The organism is Erwinia sp. S38, from assembly GCF_016624545.1.
GTDB classification, from domain to species: Bacteria; Pseudomonadota; Gammaproteobacteria; order Enterobacterales; family Enterobacteriaceae; genus Erwinia; species Erwinia coffeiphila.
The window spans coordinates 35,086-55,746 of record NZ_JACVTS010000007.1; the positions used below are offsets into that span (position 1 = coordinate 35,086).

Genomic DNA, 20,661 nt, shown 5'->3' on the forward strand with positions numbered 1-20,661 from the left:
GGCCCAGACGCGCGTCCTGCGCGGCTGGGCCTTTCGCTCACGTCCCTGTGAGCGAATCCTGGCTTCCTCCCTGCGTTCAGCGCTGTGGATTGCTCGAACGGAGGCACAACCCGCCCGCTTTCTGGCTTCCGTGCTGCCTGAATGAAAACATAATCATGGCTTGCCCGCTCCACGCCGATCCGACAGACCCGCAGCCTGAACAAATTTTATGGCTCAAGCTCAACGCTACCGCTGGGCTGATTCTCCACCCGACTCACCCACAGCGTCGGCCAGCGATCGCTGCTGTTCCAGGCATCGCAGGTGCTTTCCTGCGCATACTCTGCAAGAACGAACTCCCGCCCGTTGAACTGCCAGCGCGTAGCTACGCCACAGTCCCCCAGGCCACGCGTTTTACTGAACGTGAGCAGCTCACCGCTTACCGCATCATATTCCGCATTAATTGGCTCCAGCTGCCGCTCGTTGCTATCGGGAGGAACAAACGGCAGCGTCAGCGCAATGTGTTGTGGAATATAAGGAGGCTGGCGCGTCACCTCAAAAGCCAGATCGATAATGTTATAAGCCCCCATCTCACAGCCTACCAATAGCAGCGCCTTGTCATCCGTCAGTGGGGACACCGACACTTCGCGTCGCTGCACGTCCAGAGAACAGCTATCACTGTTGATATGCAGGCTGCCAAAATCAATCAGCCCTCGGGTTTCATCCGGCGTTAACGGCTGCGGCGGGCGCTCAGGTTGATAAACCTGCGGTATTGCGGGGGCTGCGGGTACATCCCATGCTGGACGATCGCCGCGCCGAATCCAGGCACTGTTGCTGTTCACCCGCCCCTGGACCTCATCCATCAGCAGCAGCGCAGCTTTTAATCCCTTCAGACGAATAGACGCATCGGCGCGATAGACCAGCTGGATTGAATCAGCATCCATAATCTGGGCGATGAATTCATTAATTGAGATGCTGTGATCGGTGATGAGATGGTGGGGAGTAGTCTGCCAGTGTTTGAGATCTAACCTCATTCGCTGACCGTCCAGCAGCAGATTATCCTGCAATGCGCCGCCGGGAAGCTCACCGCTATAACGATTGCCGTAATCAATTTTCAGCAACGGGCTATCACCCTGTCCGGCATGCCGCGCGATGGTCATCGCCAGGCCGTTATTACCGGGCAGACTGCGTGCTTCGCAGCTGTTCAGGTTGTTACAGGTAATCTGCCAGCTATCGAACGTCTTTTGCAAAGGCTGTGCGTACAACAGGCTTGTGAAGAACAGAGGAGCCAGCGACAACCACTTCATACAGTAAAACATTGATGGAGTCCCTGCCTGAGTGGGATATCAACGATCGCGTAACCTCGCACAATCAGCGTGTAAGAATATGATGGTAGGACTTTACTCGTACCTCAATCAGATTTATCGGACTGTAGCAGCGTGGCGATTAACCCGTTAACGCCCTGCAACCATGCCAGAAAACTCCGCTATCGCGCAGGCGAGAGCAGAAAAATGGCAAACCGCCACCCGGGTTGCTGAATAATGAATTAATTTGTGAACAGCCTCACCCTTATTTCCTGCTAACGATATAAATCCGCCAATATCTGGAGCGGGATCGCGTTCCTGCCGCCCTCACTCGGCTATTTTTCATACCACCCGCACGACATCTGCGCTGGATATCATGCAATCTTCCTTAAGAATCACTCGCCAATACATCAATAATTGGAACCCATAAAAGTAGTTAGTAACGGAAACTAATTAGTTAGTTATATGAATAACTGGATCTAATTCAGAATATGCTTAATAATTACCACTGACCAAACGCTATCGATGACGGTATTGCGCCGTATTTTTGCTCTTCATAAGCCGACGACTCTATATCTAGGAACATTCCTATGTTCTTAAATGTAAAGTTTTCTTTAAATTAACGTTAACTATGTTGCTAGCAAACAGTTCCCAAGCCACGACCTGGTTTTTTAATCCGCACAATGATCTTTCCCCAGGATTTTCTCACATAAAATACCCAGCAAACCTTCATAAACATCCGTTTTGTAATTTTTACTGATGAAGACTGTTAAAGAAAAATTTTTATAACTAAATTGTTCTTATAAATAAATGCAAAGTCAGCACGCCAGTGCTTAACCAGTTGTCGGCGGTATGATGATAAAAAAGTAGCATTACTGGACCCCGACGCATTCGTCACCGCGGGGTTACGTGAAATTGTTAGTCAGTCTTCAAACTATTTATTGTTGGCAAATCTGAAATCATTTTCAGCTTTACAACTATTGTTGGAGATAGGTGACGTAGATATTGTTTTCACTGAGCTTTATGACAGCAGCATGGATATTATTACCGGAATAGAGTTTATCCGTGATAATCGCCACCACTGGAGAAAAGTGAAGCTTATTATTTTTACCAGCGTAGAAGAACCGGGTTTAGTTAAATACCTGACGGGTATGGGTGCTCAGTGCTATTTCTCGAAGAGAGATAATATAACAGCCATTATATCGGGATTAAATCAACAGGACCGTATTCAAAGTGTGATCAGCCCGCGACTGGACACGCAAACTAATAGCGAGAACGCTTATCGCGCGCCATTAACTATGGCTGAATTGAATGTCGCCTGGCTACTGGCGCGAAATAATACGGTTATAACTATCTCGAAGCAGATGAACGTCAGTTATAAAACGATTCATACGCATAAAACGAATTTAATGAAAAAGCTTAACATCGCTGATATGCCGCAGCTGATGAAGTATTTATCTGTTCAGCATCATTCCTTTTAATTGTTATACACAGCAAGCCAATGGGCATCACTACGATAATGAGGATAGTTATGAAAAAGAACAAACTGTTATTATCAGCGTTAACTGCGGCTTTATTAAGCAGCGCGGCTATGCAACCGGTATCCGCAGCGGCCACCGGTTCATTAACCGGTGAAATCGGCGTTCAGGTTATTATCGGTTCGGCGTGTACCGTCGGTAATGGTGATGGTTCTACCGGCACCAATAAATGGGGTACGCTGGATTTCGGTACCTATGCCGATTTGAAATATACCATTGACGGCAGCGTGACCGGCGCTGACGGCAGCGGTGCCGTCACGGTCACCTGCAGTACGGGCTTAAGCCCGACGCTGACACTGGACGGCGGCCTCCACGGTGACGGTACGGTGCGCAGCGTGTCATCCGGCACCGCGCAGATCCCTTATCGTCTCTACTCCGACAGCGCGCGCACGACTGAAATTGATGTTGGCGATACGATTAGCCTTGCAGCTACCGGCACCGCGCAGAACATACCAATCTACGGCCGTATTCTGCCTTCTGACCAGGGGAGCAATACTTCTCCGGCGGCCGGAACCTATGTTGATACCGTGATCGCCACTCTGGCCTGGTAATCAACGTGCGCCTCTGTAGCGTTCTACTACTGGTGACAACCTGTAGCACTGCCAGCACCGTTACCGATACCTTTACCGTTTCAGCCACCATTACCAACGGCTGTATTCTGGGGAGTACCACGGCCAGCACGACTCAGTTAGGGACTATCGATTTTGGCACCGTGGGCGACCTCAGCAGCAACGTGGATGTGGTAAGCAGCAGCGGGGCCGGTTCGGTGGTGGTGACCTGTACACCGGGCACCGCCATGTCAATTGCCCTCGACTACGGCCTGAACGGCGGCACCAGTAGCGCTCGCTATCTGAGTAACAGCACAAGCAGCAACAAGCTGGCATACCAGCTCTATCGGGATGCCAGCCGCAGCACCGTATGGGGAACCGGGGCACTGGCTTACAGCATTGCCTCGTTCCCGGCAACAACCCAGACCTTTCCGGTTTATGCGCGACTTTTGACCTCCGGCACCGTTCCGGCCGCCGGCACCTATAACGATACGGTTACCGTGACTCTAACGTGGTAAAAAAACATGAAACTCAAAACAGGGTTGTTATTTTGCGCGCTCTGGCTGACCGCGCTGTGTCCACAATTTGCTCTGGCCGCCAGCTCGGTTCTGGTATGGCCGGTTTACCAGGTAATTGAAGCCGATCAGCAGGGGTCTGCGCTGTGGCTGGAGAATCGCGGCAGCTACCCGGTCAGCCTACAGGTTCGCGTACTGGGCTGGCAGCAGCAGGATCAGCGCGATCGCTACGCCGATCAGCAGGATGTCATTGCCAGCCCGCCTTTTGCTACCGTCGAGCCGGGAAAACGCCAGCTTATTCGCCTGATGCGCACCGTGACCGTTCCGGCCGGTCGTGAACAATCCTACCGTATCGTGATTGATGAACTGCCCGGCTCGCTGCCGAAAGAGATGCAGGAACATGCCGGGCTTCAGCTGCAAATGCGCTATCTGCTGCCGCTGTTCCTGGACGGTGAAGGCCTGTGGACCCAGGAACGCACCGATCGCAAACGCGATGCCAGCACGGCCACCCGCCCACAGCTGAGCTGGACGTTCAGCCAGCGCGAGGGCAAAACCTGGCTCACCGTGCGTAATCAGGGCGTGGTTCATGCCCGACTGAGTAACGTATTCTGGGGCAGCAGCAATAAACCGGAGCAGGCCTCACTGCGGCTGTCCGAGGGCTTCCTGGGTTATGTGCTGCCGGGGCAAAAGATGTCGTTCCCGCTGCCTGCTAAGCGCCAGCCTTCCGGTGGGCAAACCCTCTACGCTCAGCTGGCGGATAATACGACTCCGGTGGCCATTCAGGCCGCGAACTAAGTATGAGAAAACGCACCCCTGCCGCCCTGAAATTGACCCGGCTGACGGTGGCGATAGCAATCATCCTGATGCCGGATGCCCGCGGCCTGTATGCCGCTGAATATGATGCCATCCCCGCCGCACCCAGGGCGATGAGCAATACCGACAGCTATACGCTCTATCTGACGCTGGTAGTAAACGGCCAGCCGGACGACCAGATCGTCCCGGTACAGGCGCGCGGCGAACACTATCTGGTTGAGGCAGGAGCGCTGACGCGGAACCACGTTCGCATTGGCGGCCAGACCGGGCTGATTGACGTCACTCAGCTGCCCGAGGTGAAAACCAGCTATAACAGCACGCAACAGCAGCTGGTGCTGACGGTGCCGGATAACTGGCTGCCGCTGCAGAACATATCGGGTAATAACCTGCTCGGTTTTACCCCTGCACAAAGCTCTACCGGCCTGCTGCTGAACTACGACAGCTACAGCCTGCACACTGAGAATGGCCAGAGCTACACGGCAACCTGGCTGGAACAACGCCTGTTTGGCACCGCCGGTGCATTGTCCAATACCGGTACCTGGCGCAGCTGGTGGTCGGGGAAAAGCGACGATGCCGCCGATGGCTATCTGCGCTACGACACGCTGTGGAAGTACAACGATGAAGCCAATATGATTGCCTGGCAGGCGGGTGATGTGATCAACAACTCGCTGACATGGAGCAACTCAACCCGGCTTGGCGGGCTTCGTGTGGCACGTAACTTCAGCGTGCGCCCCGATCTGGTGACCTACCCGCTGATCAACTGGTCGGGCAACGCCGCCCTGCCCGGCAGTGTCGATCTGTTTATTAACGGCTACAAGGCCAGCAGCAGCAGTATTAACGCCGGGCCGTTTACCCTCACCAACGTGCCCTATATTAACGGTGCCGGAGAAGCCACGGTGGTGACCACCGATGCGCTGGGCCGCCAGGTTTCCACCAGCGTGCCGTTTTATGTCTCCAACCAGCTGCTGCGCGAAGGGCTGAGCGATTTCGATTTAACCGCGGGCGCACTGCGGCAAAACTACGGCATCCGCAGCGCAGACTACGGCGATGCGGCAGCCAGCGGCATCTGGCGCTATGGCCTGAATAACAGTTTTACCCTGTCTCTGCACGCGGAAGGCCGTCCGGGGCTTCAGCTTGGCGGTATCGGCGGCGATGTCGCGGTGGGCCGCTGGGGTACGTTGAGTAGCGCGGTCAGCCAGAGCCGGGCGGATGACAGCGGCAACCAGTACGTGGTTGGCTACTCCTATTACACTTCTTATTTCGATCTGGCGATGCAGCACCTGCAGCGCAGTGAAAACTACACTGATATCAGTACATGGAAAACCGCCACCCAGCTCAGCCGCCAGGCGGATCAGGCTACGCTGAGTTTCGCGCCGCTGGGCGCGGGCGGCGGCACCGTCGGCCTGGGCTATTTCGATATTCGCGCCAGCGATAACAGTCGTACCCGGCTGGCAAACCTCTCATGGAGCCGCAGCCTGTGGGGCTCCAGCAGCCTCTACCTGGCACTGAACAAAACCCTCGGCGAGCAGGGTTATAATGCGCAGGTGCAGGTGATCGTACCGCTGGAATCGGGTGCCAGCCTGAGCACCGGCGTACAGCGCAGCACCAGCGGCGACTACAATGAGCGCATTAACTTTAACCGCAGCGCGCCGGTCAGCGGCGGACTGGGTTGGAACCTCGCCTACTCCAACGGCAACAGCGACTACTATCAGGCCGACGCCAGCTGGAAGTTTAGCCAGGCCACGCTAAGCGGCGGCGTTTATGGTGAATCGAACAATAACAGCCAGTGGGCCGATCTTAGCGGTTCCCTTATCTGGATGGATAACGCGCTGTTTGCCACCAACAAGGTCAATGATGCTTTTATTCTGGTCAGCACCGACGGCTATCCCGACGTGCCGGTCACCTTTGAAAATCAGCTGACCGGTAAAACCGACGATCGCGGCCACTTGCTTATCCCCTGGGTCAGCGCCTGGTATCCGTCGAAAGTGGCTATCGATCCGCTCGATCTGCCGCTGGATGCCTCGCTTCCGCAGATTGAATCACGCGTGGCGGTGAGGGAAGGCAGCGGCACGCTGGTGAAATTCCCGGTAACTACGGTACGTTCAGCCAGCCTGACGCTGCTCGACGCGCAGCAGCAGCCGCTGCCGGTGGGAACGCCGGTGATAGAAACCCACAGCGGGCAAACCACTCTGGTCGGCTACGGCGGAAAAGTCTGGCTTAGCGGACTGGCGGCCAGTAATGAAATCGTTGTGAAGCTGCCGCAGGGAAGCTGCCGTCACGACTTTAAGATAAATGCATCGGGTAAAACATCGCCCCTGTTCGCCACCTTTGTCTGCCCGGACAATTCTTCAGCGGAAAAACAGCCATGAAAATGCACGCGATCCTGCGCCTTCTGTTAGCAAGCCTGCTATTGCTGAGCAGCGGCCTGAGCTATGCGGCCTGCACCGCCTCATCGAGTACCTCAACCTTTGGCGGCATCAGCGCCTTTACTTTTGCCAGCAGCGCGCAAACTATTACGACCGGCAGCGGTTTCGCCTGTACCAGCGGCAGCCTGGTGTCCCTGCTGGCGGAGAACACGGTGACCGCCACCATCAGCAGTTCACAGCATCCCGTCGGGACGTCGCCGCAGCTGTACAGCGCGACCGGTGCCGCGATCCCCTATTCGCTGTGTAAAGATGCCGCCTGCGGCACCACCTACAACGTGGGCAGCACGATTACGTGGACCGAGCGCTCGCTGCTGGGGCTGCTCGGGCTGTTCAATGCCCCGGACAGCACGCTGCCGCTGTATCTGCGGTCGAGCGCCGGGATCAACATCCCTGCTGGCGTCTATACCGATACGCTGACGATTAACTGGCATTACAGCATCTGTTTTCTTGGCGTACTGGGGCTCTGCGCCTATACCACCGGTGATGCCACCTCAACTATTACCGTGACGGTGACGGTAATCAATGACTGCTATATCGACAGCGCGCCGGATGTGGCATTCGCTTCTGCCGCCCTGCCCTCCGAGTTCAAAACCGTTAACAGCGCGCTGAGCGTTCGCTGCACGCTGAATGCCAGCTACAGCGTCAATCTGGCCAGCGCCACCCCCACCAGCGGCGACTGGCGGCAGATGGTCAGCACCACCGGTAATAATTATTTGCAGTACCAGCTTTATCAAGCCGGGGGAGCGGCCTGGACCAGCACCAATAATCTCAGCCAGACCGGCAGCGGCACATCGCAAACCATTAACTATACGGCAACGATTAACCCGACCCAGGCCAGCCCGCCAGCGGGAACCTACAGCGATGTGGTCACCGTGACGGTGACCTATTGAAGGCAATGCGCGTTAACGTGAAAAGTGGAGCCAGCCTGTTAAAGGCGATGCGCGTGAGCCTTAAAGGTGGAGCCAGCCCGCGATCAGCGCGTGCTGGAGCAGCGTGACGGTTTTGCCGTCTTTGATGCGGCCATCTTTGATCATCGCCCAGGCATCGGGGAAAGGGATTTCCATCACGTCGATATCTTCATCCTCAACGCCGCCACCGGCGTTGTCGCGCTGAGATTCGCTGTACTCCGCGGCAAAGAAATGTACCACCTCGGTCACGCCGCCGGGCGACATAAATAGCTCGAACAGTTTTTCAACTTCGCCAACCGCGTACCCAGTCTCTTCAATGGCTTCTTTGCGAATGCAGTCCTCGGGGGAGTCGTTATCCAACAGCCCGGCGCAGGTTTCGATCAGCATGCCATCGGGATTGCCGTTCACCCAGGTGGCAATGCGAAACTGGCGAGTCAGCACCACGCTGTTTTTCTCACGATTGTAGAGCAGGATCGTCGCACCGTTGCCGCGATCGTAAACTTCGCGCTTGTGGCGGATCACCGCACCGTCTTTCGCGGTCAAATCGTAGGTGAAGTTACGCAGGACAAACCAGTTTTCTGACAGGATTTTATTTTTAATGATGTCGATCTTGGCGGACATACAGGCTCCGTGAAGGTATCAGGAGCCTGTCATCATAGAACGGGTATAGAGGGAAAACTATCTGAAACACCGGCCGGGCTGAAAACAGCGCCGACCGGAAACAGCGGGTTTACTTCATCAGTTTTTCCGCTGCGGCATGCTGCTCTTCAGACAGAGACTGAGCACGCTTACGCACGAAGAACCAACCGGCGGTCAGCCAGATAGCAATCAGCGGAATTGATGCGATGGTGTAGGTACCGTTCGGGTAGTCAAACGCCATCAGCACCAGCACGCTGAACAGGAACAGCAGCGTCAGCCAGGAGGTGAACGGCGCGCCCGGCAGTTTGAAGCTGACGTCATCCGCTTTCCCTTCTTTGATCGCTTTACGCAGACGCATCTGGCACACCACGATAAAGGCCCAGGAAGAGATAATGCCCAGTGCCGCTACGTTCAGCACGATCTCAAACACGCTGGCAGGAACGATGTAGTTCAGATACACGCCAACGATGTAAACGCAGACGGTCACCAGGATACCGGCATACGGCACCTGCGAACGGCTCATTTTAGACAGGAACTGCGGTGCAGAACCGCCCATCGACATGGAGCGCAGAATACGACCGGTTGCATAGAGGCCCGAGTTCAGGCTCGACAGCGCGGCGGTCAGAACCACGATATTCATGATGCTGCCGACGTAAGGCACGCCCAGTTTGCTGAAGAAGGTCACGAACGGGCTCTGGCCTGCCTGATAGGCATTCCACGGCAGCAGCAGTACCAGCAATACGACGGAGCCGACGTAGAACAGGCCGATACGCCAGATCACGCTGTTGATCGCTTTCGGCAGCATGGTTTTCGGATCTTTGCACTCTCCGGCGGCGGTACCCACCAGCTCAATAGAGGCAAAGGCGAAGACCACGCCCTGCACCAGTACCAGCGCAGGCATCAGGCCGTTAGGGAACATCCCGCCGTTGTCGGTGATCAGGTGGAAGCCGGTCGCGTTACCGTCCAGCGGCTTGCCGCTGCCGAGGAACACCACGCCCACCACCAGGAAGATGGCGATCGCCAGCACTTTAATCAGCGCGAACCAGAATTCCATCTCCGCGAACCAGCGTACGCCGATCATGTTCATGGTGCCGACAATGGCCAGCGCGCCGAGGGCAAAGACCCACTGCGGTACATCACCGAATGCGCCCCAGTAGTGCATATAGAGTGCAACGGCCGTGATATCGACGATACCGGTCATCGCCCAGTTGACGAAGTACATCCAGCCGGCAACGTAAGAGGCTTTTTCGCCGAGGAATTCACGAGAGTAAGAAACGAAGCTGCCGCTTGACGGGCGGTGTAATACCAGCTCACCCAGGGCGCGTAAAATGAAGAAGGAGAAGATACCACAGACTAAATAGACGATGGCCAGCGCCGGACCGGCAACCTGCAAACGCGCACCGGCACCGAGAAACAGGCCCGTACCGATTGCGCCACCGATAGCAATCATCTGCACGTGGCGATTGTCCATCGCTTTGTTATAGCCAGAATCCTGCGAATTTAACCAACGTCTTTTGGCAGCGCGTTTTTCTGCGCCAGATACTTTATCAGCTTTCATTTTCTATCCTATTGTCCTGTCCACAAGTGATGCGGTTACCCGTCCTGGTATCCTGTTATTTTTATGCTCCGACCAAACGATTGCGTCGGTTGCTGCAACTTTGAGTACTTACCCGATGCACTGTAGTTATATTTAAAGACACGCGGGAAATTGCGGCGATGCATCCTAACCGTTCTGTCAGGTCGACGCAAAAAATCCGCGGACGAAATCGTGAGGTTTTGTAATTTTTGTCGAGTGGCGCATAAAAAAACCGGTCACAATTTGCGACCGGCTAGTGATGGCACTAAGGGCTACACAGGGACTACACAGGGATAGGGGTATTACAGGGTAAAAATGTTAGCGATAAATCTCCGCGGTACCGCTCCACAGGCTGGAGTCGCCCGGGGTGTCAGCACTAACGATGCGATAGTGGCTGGCACCCTGCTCTTCCGCTTTTTTCGCCAGCTGATGGGTTGCATCATCCAGCGAACCTCGGACACCGGAAACGGAGACGCTACCGATACTTTGCATATTCATGGCCTGGCTACCGTCAACCGGCGTTGCAGCCAGTGTAGTGAAAGAGGTCGCAGCTAATAAGGTCGCCGCGATTAGTGCGGGTATGGTCTTGTTCATTGTGATGCTCCTCAAACGGTACGGGTTAGTTACGGAGCTAATTATTACCAATACAATGAAAAGCAGAGTGAGCCGTGGGTAAAAGCTTTAAAGCAATGTCAGCACAGCGTAGCGTTACGCCAGCTAATGTCAGGGAATGTGCATGAACCAGCCGGATGTAACAGAAAATGAATCATGTTGCAGGGTGGCTTCAGATACAACGGTTCTTTGGTTACAATATCCCTACGCAAATTAAGGATAAGTGCATGCCATCAGTCAAACGCTCCGTCACCCACAGCATCGCGCGTACGCTATTCGCTATTGTATTGCTGTCGATTTGTTCCAGTGGACTGGCGCTGCTGACGCTGTCGGGCAGTCTGCGCGATGCAGAAGCCATTAATCTGGCCGGTTCGCTGCGGATGCAAAGCTATCGGCTGGCGTGGGACATCACCTCCCATTCCGCCCTGCAGGCTGAACATATCAATCAGTATCAGCAAACGCTGCTGGCCCCGGCATTACAATCCCTTGACCGGTTTTATGTGCCGGATGCCGTTCGCCAGCGCTACCACGATCTGCTCTCCTCCTGGCAGCAACTGCAACCCTCGTTGAGTTCCAACCTCCCGCAGGTTAACGCTGAACATGTTGCGCGGATTATTCATTCCGTGGCGCAGATTGACCATTTTGTACTGGCGTTGCAGCACTGGGCAGAGCTGAAAATGCGCATCGTGGCGTTGACCTGCCTGCTGGGATTCACCGCTATTGCTCTGTTGGTGATTGTAACCTTGCGCCATATTCGGCTGAAAATCGTCGGGCCGCTCAGACAGTTACTCAGCGCCAGCGAAGCCGTTGAGCAGACCCATTTTACACTGCCGCCACTGAGTACCGAGCTCGACAATGAGCTTGGCGTACTGGCGCGCGCCTTCACGCGCATGTCCGGTGAACTGGAAAAGTCATGGACGGCGATGTCACAGACGGTGCGGGCAAAAACGGTAAGCCTGACCCAGGCCAATCGACGCCTCACTCTGCTGTATGCCTGCTCGCAGCGGCTCAGCCGCAGTGTGGAAGGCCGCGAAGCATTTCAACTCACGCTCGCGCTGGTGCTGCGCCATGAGCGACTCAACAGTATAGAGTTTTCCGTGCCTGACTTTGGCGTACTGCACGCCGGACACAGCGATTCGCAACTGCCGTGGCATTCCATTCCTCTCTACCTCAGCCACCAGCCGCAGCCGTGTGGCCTGCTGCGCTGGCAGGCACACAGCAGCGAACCGCGACTGATGCAGGGGGTCGCTTCTCTGCTGGTTCACGCACTGGAACTGTGGCAAGCGCAGCAGCAGGTGCAAACGCTGCTGCTGCTTGAGGAACGTGCGACAATTGCTCGCGAACTGCATGATTCACTGGCCCAGTCACTGACGTTTTTACGTATTCAGATTGCACGCCTGAAACGAACGCTTGAACCGCACGCCACGCAGGCACAAACGGTGGTGGCCGAGTTTGAACAGGCGCTGACCGCCGCCAACCGTCAGCTACGTGAATTGCTGACCACCTTCCGCCTGACGATTGAACCCGCCAGCCTTTCCCGGGCGCTTGAGCAGGTGATTCTGCCTTTGCGCCCGCAAAGCGACGCGCCGATTGTATTACAGTGCGATATTGACGGGCAGCTACAGGCCCAGCAACAAATCCACGTGCTGCAAATCGTCCGCGAAGCGCTGCTCAACGCCATTCGTCACGCTCATGCACAACATATAACCGTCGTTACCCGTCGCGATGATCAGGGCGAGCTGAACATTACCGTTATGGACGATGGAGTTGGTATTGCCAGCCAGCAGGAACCTCCGGACCACTACGGGCTGACCATCATGCATGAGCGGGCAGCAAGGCTGAACGGCACGCTCAGTATCACGCGCGGCGAAACCGGTGGCACCTGCGTTGCACTGCAATTTATGCCGGCCACAGAGAGTGTATTGCCTGCCGCAGCAGACCCGATCCCCTCATCCGCACATTCAGGGAGTGAAGTATGAACGACACTGTTATTCGCGTATTAATCGTTGACGATCATCCGCTGATGCGTCGCGGTCTGCATCAGCTCTTGCAGCTGGACAGCCGTTTTCAGGTGGTTGCGGAAGCCAGTAACGGCACGGAAGCGCTGACGCTGGCGCGGCAGATACAGCCGGATCTGGTGCTGCTGGACCTCAATATGAAGGGGCTTTCCGGTCTGGAGACATTGCAGATACTGCGGAGCGAATCGATCCCCTGCCGGGTGGTGATCCTGACCGTTTCCGACAGCCGCAGCGACTTCTTTACCCTGCTCGATGCGGGCGTTGACGGCTACCTGTTGAAAGACGGCGAACCCGAACAGATGCTGGCGCAGATTATTAATGTTGCCGAAGGCGGGCAGGCATTCAGCGACACCATGCAGCTTTGGCGGGAAAACCGTGCCTGGCAGGGCGATCCTTTCGCAATCCTCACCGCTCGTGAGCTGGACGTGCTGAAAGAGGTGGCGCGCGGCCTGTCGAATAAAGAAGTCTCTGAGAACCTGTCGATTTCCGAGCAAACGGTCAAAGTACATATCCGCAGCGTGCTGCGTAAACTTAACGTACGCTCGCGGGTTGCCGCCACCGTGCTCTGGCTGGAGTCTCATCAGTGACACAATGCGTCAGGAAGTAAATAATCCCCTGTAATTTTCCACGCTAATTTACACTTTCTCCTCAATTTCTCCACGATTTCGATCGGCCAGGCAGGTAAAGTGGTGAATCGATGGAGCCTGTTGAATCGGTTGATAAATCCGCTCCGCACCGGACGCCTCATTTCAGCGCCAAACGGATCTGGCTGGTGAATTCTTTTTCTTTCTATTCCGATAATCAGCTGCGGAGCTTGCAATGGCGAACTTTTTTATCGACCGCCCCATTTTTGCCTGGGTGTTGGCGATTATTCTCTGCCTTACCGGCGGCCTGGCGATTATGTCGCTACCGGTAGAACAGTACCCCGACCTGGCCCCGCCTAACGTTCGTATTACCGCAAACTACCCCGGCGCCTCTGCTGAAACGCTTGAAAATACCGTGACTCAGGTCATTGAGCAGAATATGACCGGCATCGACAACCTGATGTATATGTCGTCGCAGAGCAGCAATACCGGCCAGGCCACCATCACCCTCACCTTTGAAGCGGGCACCAATCCTGATGAAGCGCGCCAGCAGGTGCAAAACCAGCTGCAAACCGCGCTGCGAAAATTGCCTCAGGACGTGCAGTCCCAGGGCGTAACGGTGAATAAAACCGGGGATACTAATATTCTGATGGTGGCCTTTGTCTCCACCGACGGCAGCATGGACAAGCAGGATATCTCCGACTACGTTGCCAGTAATATTCAGGACCCTTTGAGCCGTATTGACGGCGTTGGCCAGGTGGATGCCTACGGTTCCCAGTACGCGATGCGCATCTGGCTGGACCCCAATAAACTGATTAACTATTCGCTGACCACCGGCGATGTGGTCAGCGCAATTGAATCACAAAACAGCCAGGTTGCCGTGGGTCAGCTCGGTGGGCTACCGTCCGTTGATCGGCAGGCGCTGAATGCCACCGTCAATTCCCAGTCGCTGCTGCAAACCCCGCAGCAGTTCCGCGATATCACCCTGCGCGTTAACACCGACGGTTCGGTGGTGACACTGGGCGATGTGGCCCAGGTGGAGCTGGGTGCCGAGAAGTATGACTACCTCAGCCGCTATAACGGCATGGCCGCATCCGGGCTGGGCGTGAAGCTGGCTTCCGGCGCTAACGAACTGCAAACGGATACCCTGGTCCGCGCCCGCCTTGACGAACTGTCGCACTACTTCCCGCACGGACTGGAAGCCAAAATCGCGTTTGAAACCACGCCGTTTGTTAAAGCCTCCATTGAAGACGTGGTGAAAACCCTGTTTGAAGCGGTGCTGCTGGTATTCCTGGTGATGTACCTGTTCCTGCAGAATTTCCGCGCCACGCTGATCCCAACCATTGCCGTGCCGGTGGTGCTGTTTGGCACCTTTGGCGTGCTCTACGCCTTCGGCTACAGCATCAACACCCTGACCATGTTTGCGATGGTGCTGGCGATCGGCCTGCTGGTGGACGATGCGATTGTGGTGGTGGAAAACGTTGAACGAATAATGAGTGAGGAAGGCCTGTCACCGCGTGAAGCCACGCGTAAGTCGATGGGACAGATTCAGGGCGCACTGGTGGGTATTGCGCTGGTGCTGTCGGCGGTGTTTATTCCGATGGCTTTCTTTGGCGGCACCACCGGGGCGATCTACCGCCAGTTTTCTGTCACCATCGTGTCGGCGATGGTGCTGTCGGTGCTGGTGGCGATGATCCTCACCCCTGCCCTGTGTGCAACACTGCTTAAACCGCTGGCGCAGGGGCATCATCACGGCCGTCGTGGCTTCTTCGGCTGGTTTAACCGCATGTTTAATCGCAATGCCGAACGCTACGAGCGCGGAGTTGGCCGCATTCTGGCTAAAGGCGGACGCTGGCTGGTGCTGTATCTGGCGCTGATGGCGATTATGGCCTTCCTGTTCCTGCGCCTGCCCACCTCATTCCTGCCGCTGGAGGATCGCGGTATTTTCACCACCCAGGTACAGCTGCCTTCCGGTTCCACATTGCAGCAAACCATGAAGGTGGTGCAGAAAGTTGAACATTACTATCTGACCTCTGAGAAAAATAACGTGGTTTCCGTGTTCGCCACCGTTGGTGCCGGCCCCGGCGGCAACGGACAAAACGTCGCGCGTCTTTTCGTCCGGCTGAAGGACTGGAAGGAGCGTGCAGGCAGTGAGAACTCCTCTTTTGCAATCATCGAGCGCGCAACCAAAGCCTTTGAAAACATCACCGAAGCCCGCGTGATCGCCAGCAGCCCGTCTGCGATTACCGGGCTGGGCAACTCGGCCGGTTTCGATATGGAGCTACAGGATCATGCCGGGCTCGGCCATCAGGCGCTGATGAACGCGCGCGACACGCTGCTGGAGAAAGCGAAAAATAACCCGTCGCTGACTCGCGTGCGTCACAACGGACTGGATGACAGCCCGCAGTTGCGCATTGATATCGACCAGCGCAAGGCGCAGGCACTGGGCGTATCGCTTGACGATATTAACAGCACGCTGCAAACCGGCTGGGGCTCCACCTACGTTAACGACTTTCTCGATCGCGGCAGGGTGAAAAAGGTTTATGTTCAGGCCGCAGCGAAGTACCGCATGCTGCCGGACGACATTAATAAATGGTACGTCAGAAACACCAGCGGGCAGATGGTGCCGTTCAGCGCCTTTGCCAGCTCGCGCTGGGAAACCGGATCGCCGCGTCTGGAACGCTATAACGGCTACTCGGCGGTCGAAATTGTCGGTGAATCCGCCGCAGGCGTGAGTAACGGTACGGCGATGGATATTATGGAAAACCTGGTCAGTCAGCTGCCAACCGGTATCGGCCTTCAGTGGACGGGTGCCTCGCTGCAGGAGCGGATGACCGGGGCACAGGCACCGGCACTGTACGCTCTCTCGCTGCTGGTGGTGTTCCTCTGCCTGGCCGCGCTGTATGAAAGCTGGTCTATCCCGTTCTCGGTCATGCTGGTCGTTCCGCTGGGAGTGATTGGCGCGCTGGTGGCGACCTGGCTGCGCGGGCTGGAAAATGACGTTTACTTCCAGGTCGGGCTGCTAACGGTGATCGGGCTGTCGGCGAAGAACGCCATTCTGATTGTTGAATTTGCCAACGAGCTGAACACGCGCGGCAGCGATCTGATCGAAGCCACGCTTGAGGCTTCCCGCCAGCGCCTGCGCCCGATCCTGATGACCTCGCTGGCGTTTATCTTCGGCGTGCTGCCGATGGCGACCAGCAGCGGTGCGGGCTCCAGTAGCCAGCACGCGGTAGGGACGGGGGTGATGGGCGGAATGATTTCAGCCACGGTGCTGGCCATCTTCTTTGTACCGCTGTTCTTCATGCTGGTGCGGCGACGCTTCCCGCTGAAAGAAAAGCTAAAATAAGCAAAAGGCAGCCGAATGGCTGCCTTTTTTAATATGGGTTACTGAAGATAAAGCGGATTGGTTTGCCACCATGCTTCTCTCTAGCAGAGCGAATTACTTGCGTAACATTGCTTCGATAAAGTCTTTCCAGTTCCCTAATTCCAAGTCGATCATCATAGCCTCTCTTTTTTTGTGGGGCTATTTTAGAAGCAATATTGTGATAAGAACAGACGGAGATCTCATTTACAGCTATCGGGGAAACCATTGATAGCAGAATTCTGCGGGAATTGTGTTGGAGTGCACAATTTGATCAACGGCTAACGTTGGCCCCTTCTGAGGGCCATGAGCCCGGTTATTTCAGAATGATGATCTTATCGTAACCGCCGCTTTCGCTGTCGATATGCGTTTTGGCATCAGGGTAGTCCCGCATCACCGCTTCAACGACGTGCGCAAACTCCTCACAGCGGGTCTTTTTCTTCCGCGTGAGAATAATTGTGGACTGGGTTTCTTCTACCGCATGTACCGCGGACTCTTTCAAATAGTTCATGGTTCCCCTCCTCCTGAAAATGGGTCTTCACCCTGAAGATGATTTGCTCGCAGCTATTATCCTGCTTTGCATTCTTCCGAATATAGATGAATCCCACAAAAAACAGAAGGGTACGAATGTCTGAGTTTACCTTCTGGGCACCAAAAGTTCTGCGTGCCCCCGATCTGCGATAAGGAATTGATTAACAGAGGAAGAAAACCACCGATAACCGTACCGGTGGTTTGCCCAGCATTCGCTATACCTTCGGCTAATCGTTACCAGCCAACCTCGGTTTGAACGCCGATGGTGAACTGATCTTTCTTCTGGTCCGGGAAGGTAAACTGGTCCAGTTCATTATCCAGCACGCGCAGCCAGGTTCCGTAGAAGCGGATCTCCGGCCGGGAGTTCAGCAGACTGGTATCAACTTTAAACATATGATACAGCGTTGTTTTTAAACCTGATTCGTCAAATGAGGTGCCGCTGGCATTCTTATTCGTCTGGGTGAAATAGCCCAGCTCCACGCCGGTTTGATTGTATTTATCCCAGATCCAGGAAGGCCGCACGACCGCACGCATGCTGTTGAAATCGGAATGGGCACCCGTCTCATAGCTGAAAATATCATTGCCGGAAGAGTAGACCAGCGCATTGGCCAGGATGATCTTTTCTCCAAGGTACATTTCACCCTGAGAGATCAATCGCCAGGCGAGCCCATCAGTATGATCGCCATAGTAGTAGTTGTTCAAACCACCAAACGGGTTGGATGAAGCGTACCGTGAAAAGTTACTGGCAATCGAGTTGCTGGCCAGCTGGGCAGTAAACTCATTGAAGCTGCCATTACCAAATTTTTGGTTATAAATAGCACTGGCAAGGAAGGCATCTTTGAGTTTGAAGTAGCTGCCGTCACTTTCTCCCAATTTCTGCGTCTCATCCTTATTGCCCATCATATACTTCGCGGTCAGGCTCAGATCGCCGCCTTCGCTCAGCGGAATGTTCTTGTATCTGACCTCAACCTGATTGGTATTCACCTGATGAGAGGCAGAATAGTCGCGCGTGTAGAGATTAAAGTCTTCGCGGGTTAATGCCAGGTCAAGTTTTCCCCATCCGGCATTGAGGTTTTCTACCCCCAGCCCCGCACCGGCACCCGAACGATGGCTTTTCCAGTCCAGCATTTTAATTTCATAAGGTGCCAGTGAATGCTTACCGACCCAAAAATCAGCGCTCTCATCAAAGGAGAGGAACCCTTTGGTGGTCAGATACATATCCAGGATTTGCATCCGGTTTTCATTGCTGGCGTAGTCGCCAAACCACTCGGTGGCATACTGCTGCCCGACGTTGCCGTCAAACTTCACGATAGCCGTGGCGCTTTTATTGCCCTCGCGATACACGCGCTGCTTCAGCAACAGATCGAACCATCCGGTGTACTCATTACCCAGTCGCCCCAGTGAACCAATTGCCCAGGATTTTGGTGAACCATTCGATGACGTCCCCCACCCGGTACGGAAATACCCTGCGTAGGTAAAACCAATATCATCTTTCACATAGTCGCTCAGATCTTTCAGCGTATATTGCTCACTGGCAAGCTTCAATTCGCCATTATCTTTCGCCGGTGTAGTAGCGAGCGTACTGTGACTCGCAGATTGATGATTAACGCCGGTGGTTGCGGATTTAGCCATCGGCATATCGACCAGAACAGCCTGTTTTCTCGCGTTATTTTCATTGGCTTTGTACTGATTAAATTCTTCCCGCGTTGCCTGTAGCTCTTTTTTATTATCAGACAGTTCTTTTTCCAGAATCTTTAATCGCTGCTCAATGGATAATTCAGATGAAGTTGCGTGAGCAGAAAACAGCGCAACACCGACCAGCATACAAATCGGTTTGATTTTGTATTTTTTCATTTTAAAACCCCAGAACTTATGGTGAAAACTCGTCTTAAACTTCCGCATCGGAATTTAACTCAAACGCCCCGAACGGAATTTTTAGCAAAAAAAAACCTGACGGAGCTGGTAACGAATCGTTACGCTCCGCCAGGTTTCGCCTTTTGAAAGTGACGCCCTGTGATACTAATTAATAAACTTTAAATCTGAGAAAGTAGCGCCTGATTAATATCAGTAACGCCCAACGAGTCGGAACCCTAAACATAGCATTTTACTTTTTCAATTAAATTATTCTTCAGGTGTGACCTTTATCACTTTTACAGGTAGATATTGGCTGTTAGTGGATAATTTATGCATTCCAGACGGAATCCTTGCTCATAAAAAGTACAGGCAGGGGTTTGTGCTGAGCACGAAACTTGCGCCAAATCACACTTTGAAGACAAAGATTGTACTAAGACTTTACTTATATTGACTGACGCAGCGTTGCGCTATAGTGTCTCGCTAAATGCATGAAGCTTGTTACCGTTCGGCGGGCAAAACAATATTGCGGAACCAGATTTATTCTGGATTCAAATATTTTTTTGCCCGTTTTTGTTTTTGGAGTTTCTGATGCGTATAAAGCAAATACTTAATAATAATGTCGTCAGCTCTCTGGACTCTAATGGTGTCGAAGTTATCCTAACGGGGAAAGCTCTGGGTTTTAACGCCAGCGTGGGTGATGAAGTGAATGTTGCCCATGTCGAAAAAACATTTCATCTACATGATGACAAGGTGAATGACCGCTTCAAAGTGCTGCTGAATGAAGTGCCCGTTGAAATCATTCAGCTGACGGATGATATCGTTAATCTGGCCCGTTCTTCACTGAACTACCCGCTTAGCGAAATAATTTATGTTTCGCTGGCCGATCATTTAAACTTTGCTATCCAGCGTAATAAAAACGGCATGGATTTGGTTTCTCCCTTACAGTGGGAAGTTAAACACTTCTACCGCAAGGAGTATCTTGTTGGCCATCAGGCATTAGCGATAATTGCTTCCTATACCGGGCTGCTACTGCCGGACTCCGAGGCATGCAGTATTGCATTGCATATTGTTAACTCAGGGATGCAGGCACCCGATGGACAGATTATTGAAATAACCAAACTTATCCATCAAATTCAGAGCATTGTAAAATACTGGTTCGGCATTACCTTCGACGAGCAGGGGATCGCCTGGCAGCGTTTTATTACACACGTGAAATTTTTTGCTCAACGTGTTATCGGCGGCATTATTATTGAAAATGACGACGATGACCTGTTTGAGTTTTCGAATAATAAACATGAGAAAGCCTATAGCTGCGTCAACGCGATCGGCGAATTCACCAAAAAGAATTACGGTCATGTCATGACCAATTCTGAAAAACTCTATTTAACGGTACATATTTATAATATTGTAAAACGTCATACAACTTCCATTTAGGCTTGTTACTGTTCAATCAGG

At 53.9% G+C, this 20,661-nt stretch carries 17 protein-coding genes; 10 read left to right on the top strand and 7 right to left on the bottom strand.

The features are described from left to right. Positions 1–206: 206 nt before the first annotated feature. Positions 207–1,295 carry a DUF1176 domain-containing protein gene (locus IBT46_RS09965; protein ID WP_200545554.1) on the bottom strand — a complete coding sequence of 363 codons (1,089 nt, stop codon included), beginning with the start codon at positions 1,293–1,295 and terminating at the stop codon, positions 207–209. 1,019 nt (positions 1,296–2,314) lie between these two features. Between IBT46_RS09965 and IBT46_RS09970 the strand changes: the two genes are divergently transcribed. The 6 genes from IBT46_RS09970 to IBT46_RS09995 are packed head-to-tail and all read left to right on the top strand — an operon-like array spanning position 2,315 to position 8,010. After that, the gene (locus IBT46_RS09970) at positions 2,315–2,761 is read left to right on the top strand and encodes a LuxR C-terminal-related transcriptional regulator (RefSeq protein WP_200545555.1); all 447 of its coding nucleotides are present in this window, start codon (positions 2,315–2,317) and stop codon (positions 2,759–2,761) included. Between the two features lie 50 nt (positions 2,762–2,811). Next, positions 2,812–3,369, top strand: coding sequence for a spore coat U domain-containing protein (locus IBT46_RS09975; protein ID WP_234480063.1), 558 nt, complete (start codon positions 2,812–2,814; stop codon positions 3,367–3,369). Positions 3,370–3,374: 5 nt separating this feature from the next. Further along, complete coding sequence (locus IBT46_RS09980) at positions 3,375–3,884, top strand: spore coat U domain-containing protein (protein ID WP_244913742.1); 510 nt, start codon at positions 3,375–3,377, stop codon at positions 3,882–3,884. A gap of 6 nt (positions 3,885–3,890) precedes the next feature. Next, a complete protein-coding gene (locus tag IBT46_RS09985; protein WP_105593276.1) occupies positions 3,891–4,676 on the top strand; it encodes a molecular chaperone in 786 nt (261 codons plus the stop codon). 2 nt (positions 4,677–4,678) lie between these two features. Beyond that, the gene (locus IBT46_RS09990) at positions 4,679–7,063 is read left to right on the top strand and encodes a fimbria/pilus outer membrane usher protein (RefSeq protein ID WP_200545557.1); all 2,385 of its coding nucleotides are present in this window, start codon (positions 4,679–4,681) and stop codon (positions 7,061–7,063) included. After that, on the top strand, positions 7,060–8,010 hold the full coding sequence (locus IBT46_RS09995; RefSeq protein WP_234480064.1) for a spore coat protein U domain-containing protein: 951 nt from the start codon (positions 7,060–7,062) through the stop codon (positions 8,008–8,010). Before IBT46_RS09990 ends, IBT46_RS09995 begins: the two co-directional genes overlap by 4 nt. 60 nt (positions 8,011–8,070) lie before the next feature. Here the strand turns inward: IBT46_RS09995 and nudK are convergent, their stop codons facing one another. The 3 genes from nudK to IBT46_RS10010 form a co-directional block, all read right to left on the bottom strand. Next, positions 8,071–8,649 (bottom strand): GDP-mannose pyrophosphatase NudK, encoded by a 579-nt coding sequence (nudK, locus tag IBT46_RS10000; protein WP_105593274.1) that lies wholly within the window; start codon positions 8,647–8,649, stop codon positions 8,071–8,073. Between the two features lie 109 nt (positions 8,650–8,758). After that, positions 8,759–10,225, bottom strand: a complete 1,467-nt coding sequence (gene ansP / locus IBT46_RS10005) for an L-asparagine permease (protein WP_200545558.1) — start codon at positions 10,223–10,225, stop codon at positions 8,759–8,761. A gap of 336 nt (positions 10,226–10,561) precedes the next feature. Next, positions 10,562–10,837, bottom strand: a complete 276-nt coding sequence (locus IBT46_RS10010; protein WP_200545559.1) for a DUF1471 domain-containing protein — start codon at positions 10,835–10,837, stop codon at positions 10,562–10,564. Positions 10,838–11,082: 245 nt separating this feature from the next. Here IBT46_RS10010 and narQ point away from each other — a divergent pair, with 245 nt between their 5' ends. The 3 genes from narQ (at position 11,083) to acrD (ending at position 16,806) form a co-directional block, all read left to right on the top strand. Beyond that, positions 11,083–12,834: a nitrate/nitrite two-component system sensor histidine kinase NarQ gene (gene narQ, locus IBT46_RS10015; RefSeq protein ID WP_200545560.1), complete on the top strand. Its 1,752-nt coding sequence runs from the start codon at positions 11,083–11,085 to the stop codon at positions 12,832–12,834. Then, the gene (locus IBT46_RS10020) at positions 12,831–13,460 is read left to right on the top strand and encodes a response regulator (RefSeq protein ID WP_105593270.1); all 630 of its coding nucleotides are present in this window, start codon (positions 12,831–12,833) and stop codon (positions 13,458–13,460) included. Before narQ ends, IBT46_RS10020 begins: the two co-directional genes overlap by 4 nt. 232 nt (positions 13,461–13,692) lie before the next feature. Further along, positions 13,693–16,806 (top strand): multidrug efflux RND transporter permease AcrD, encoded by a 3,114-nt coding sequence (gene acrD, locus IBT46_RS10025; RefSeq protein ID WP_105593269.1) that lies wholly within the window; start codon positions 13,693–13,695, stop codon positions 16,804–16,806. Positions 16,807–16,899: 93 nt separating this feature from the next. On the opposite strand, the gene ypfM is transcribed toward acrD, so the two are convergent. From ypfM to IBT46_RS10040, 3 genes are all read right to left on the bottom strand, one after another. Next, entirely contained in the window at positions 16,900–16,959 is a 60-nt protein-coding gene (gene ypfM, locus IBT46_RS10030; protein ID WP_101505280.1) for a protein YpfM, read from the bottom strand. 178 nt (positions 16,960–17,137) lie between these two features. Beyond that, positions 17,138–17,332, bottom strand: coding sequence for a hypothetical protein (locus IBT46_RS10035; RefSeq protein WP_105593268.1), 195 nt, complete (start codon positions 17,330–17,332; stop codon positions 17,138–17,140). 254 nt (positions 17,333–17,586) lie between these two features. After that, positions 17,587–19,206: a carbohydrate porin gene (locus IBT46_RS10040; RefSeq protein ID WP_200545561.1), complete on the bottom strand. Its 1,620-nt coding sequence runs from the start codon at positions 19,204–19,206 to the stop codon at positions 17,587–17,589. A gap of 588 nt (positions 19,207–19,794) precedes the next feature. On the opposite strand from IBT46_RS10040, the gene licT reads away from it, so the two are divergent. Then, positions 19,795–20,640, top strand: coding sequence for a BglG family transcription antiterminator LicT (gene licT / locus IBT46_RS10045; RefSeq protein ID WP_200545562.1), 846 nt, complete (start codon positions 19,795–19,797; stop codon positions 20,638–20,640). Positions 20,641–20,661 lie beyond the last annotated feature (21 nt).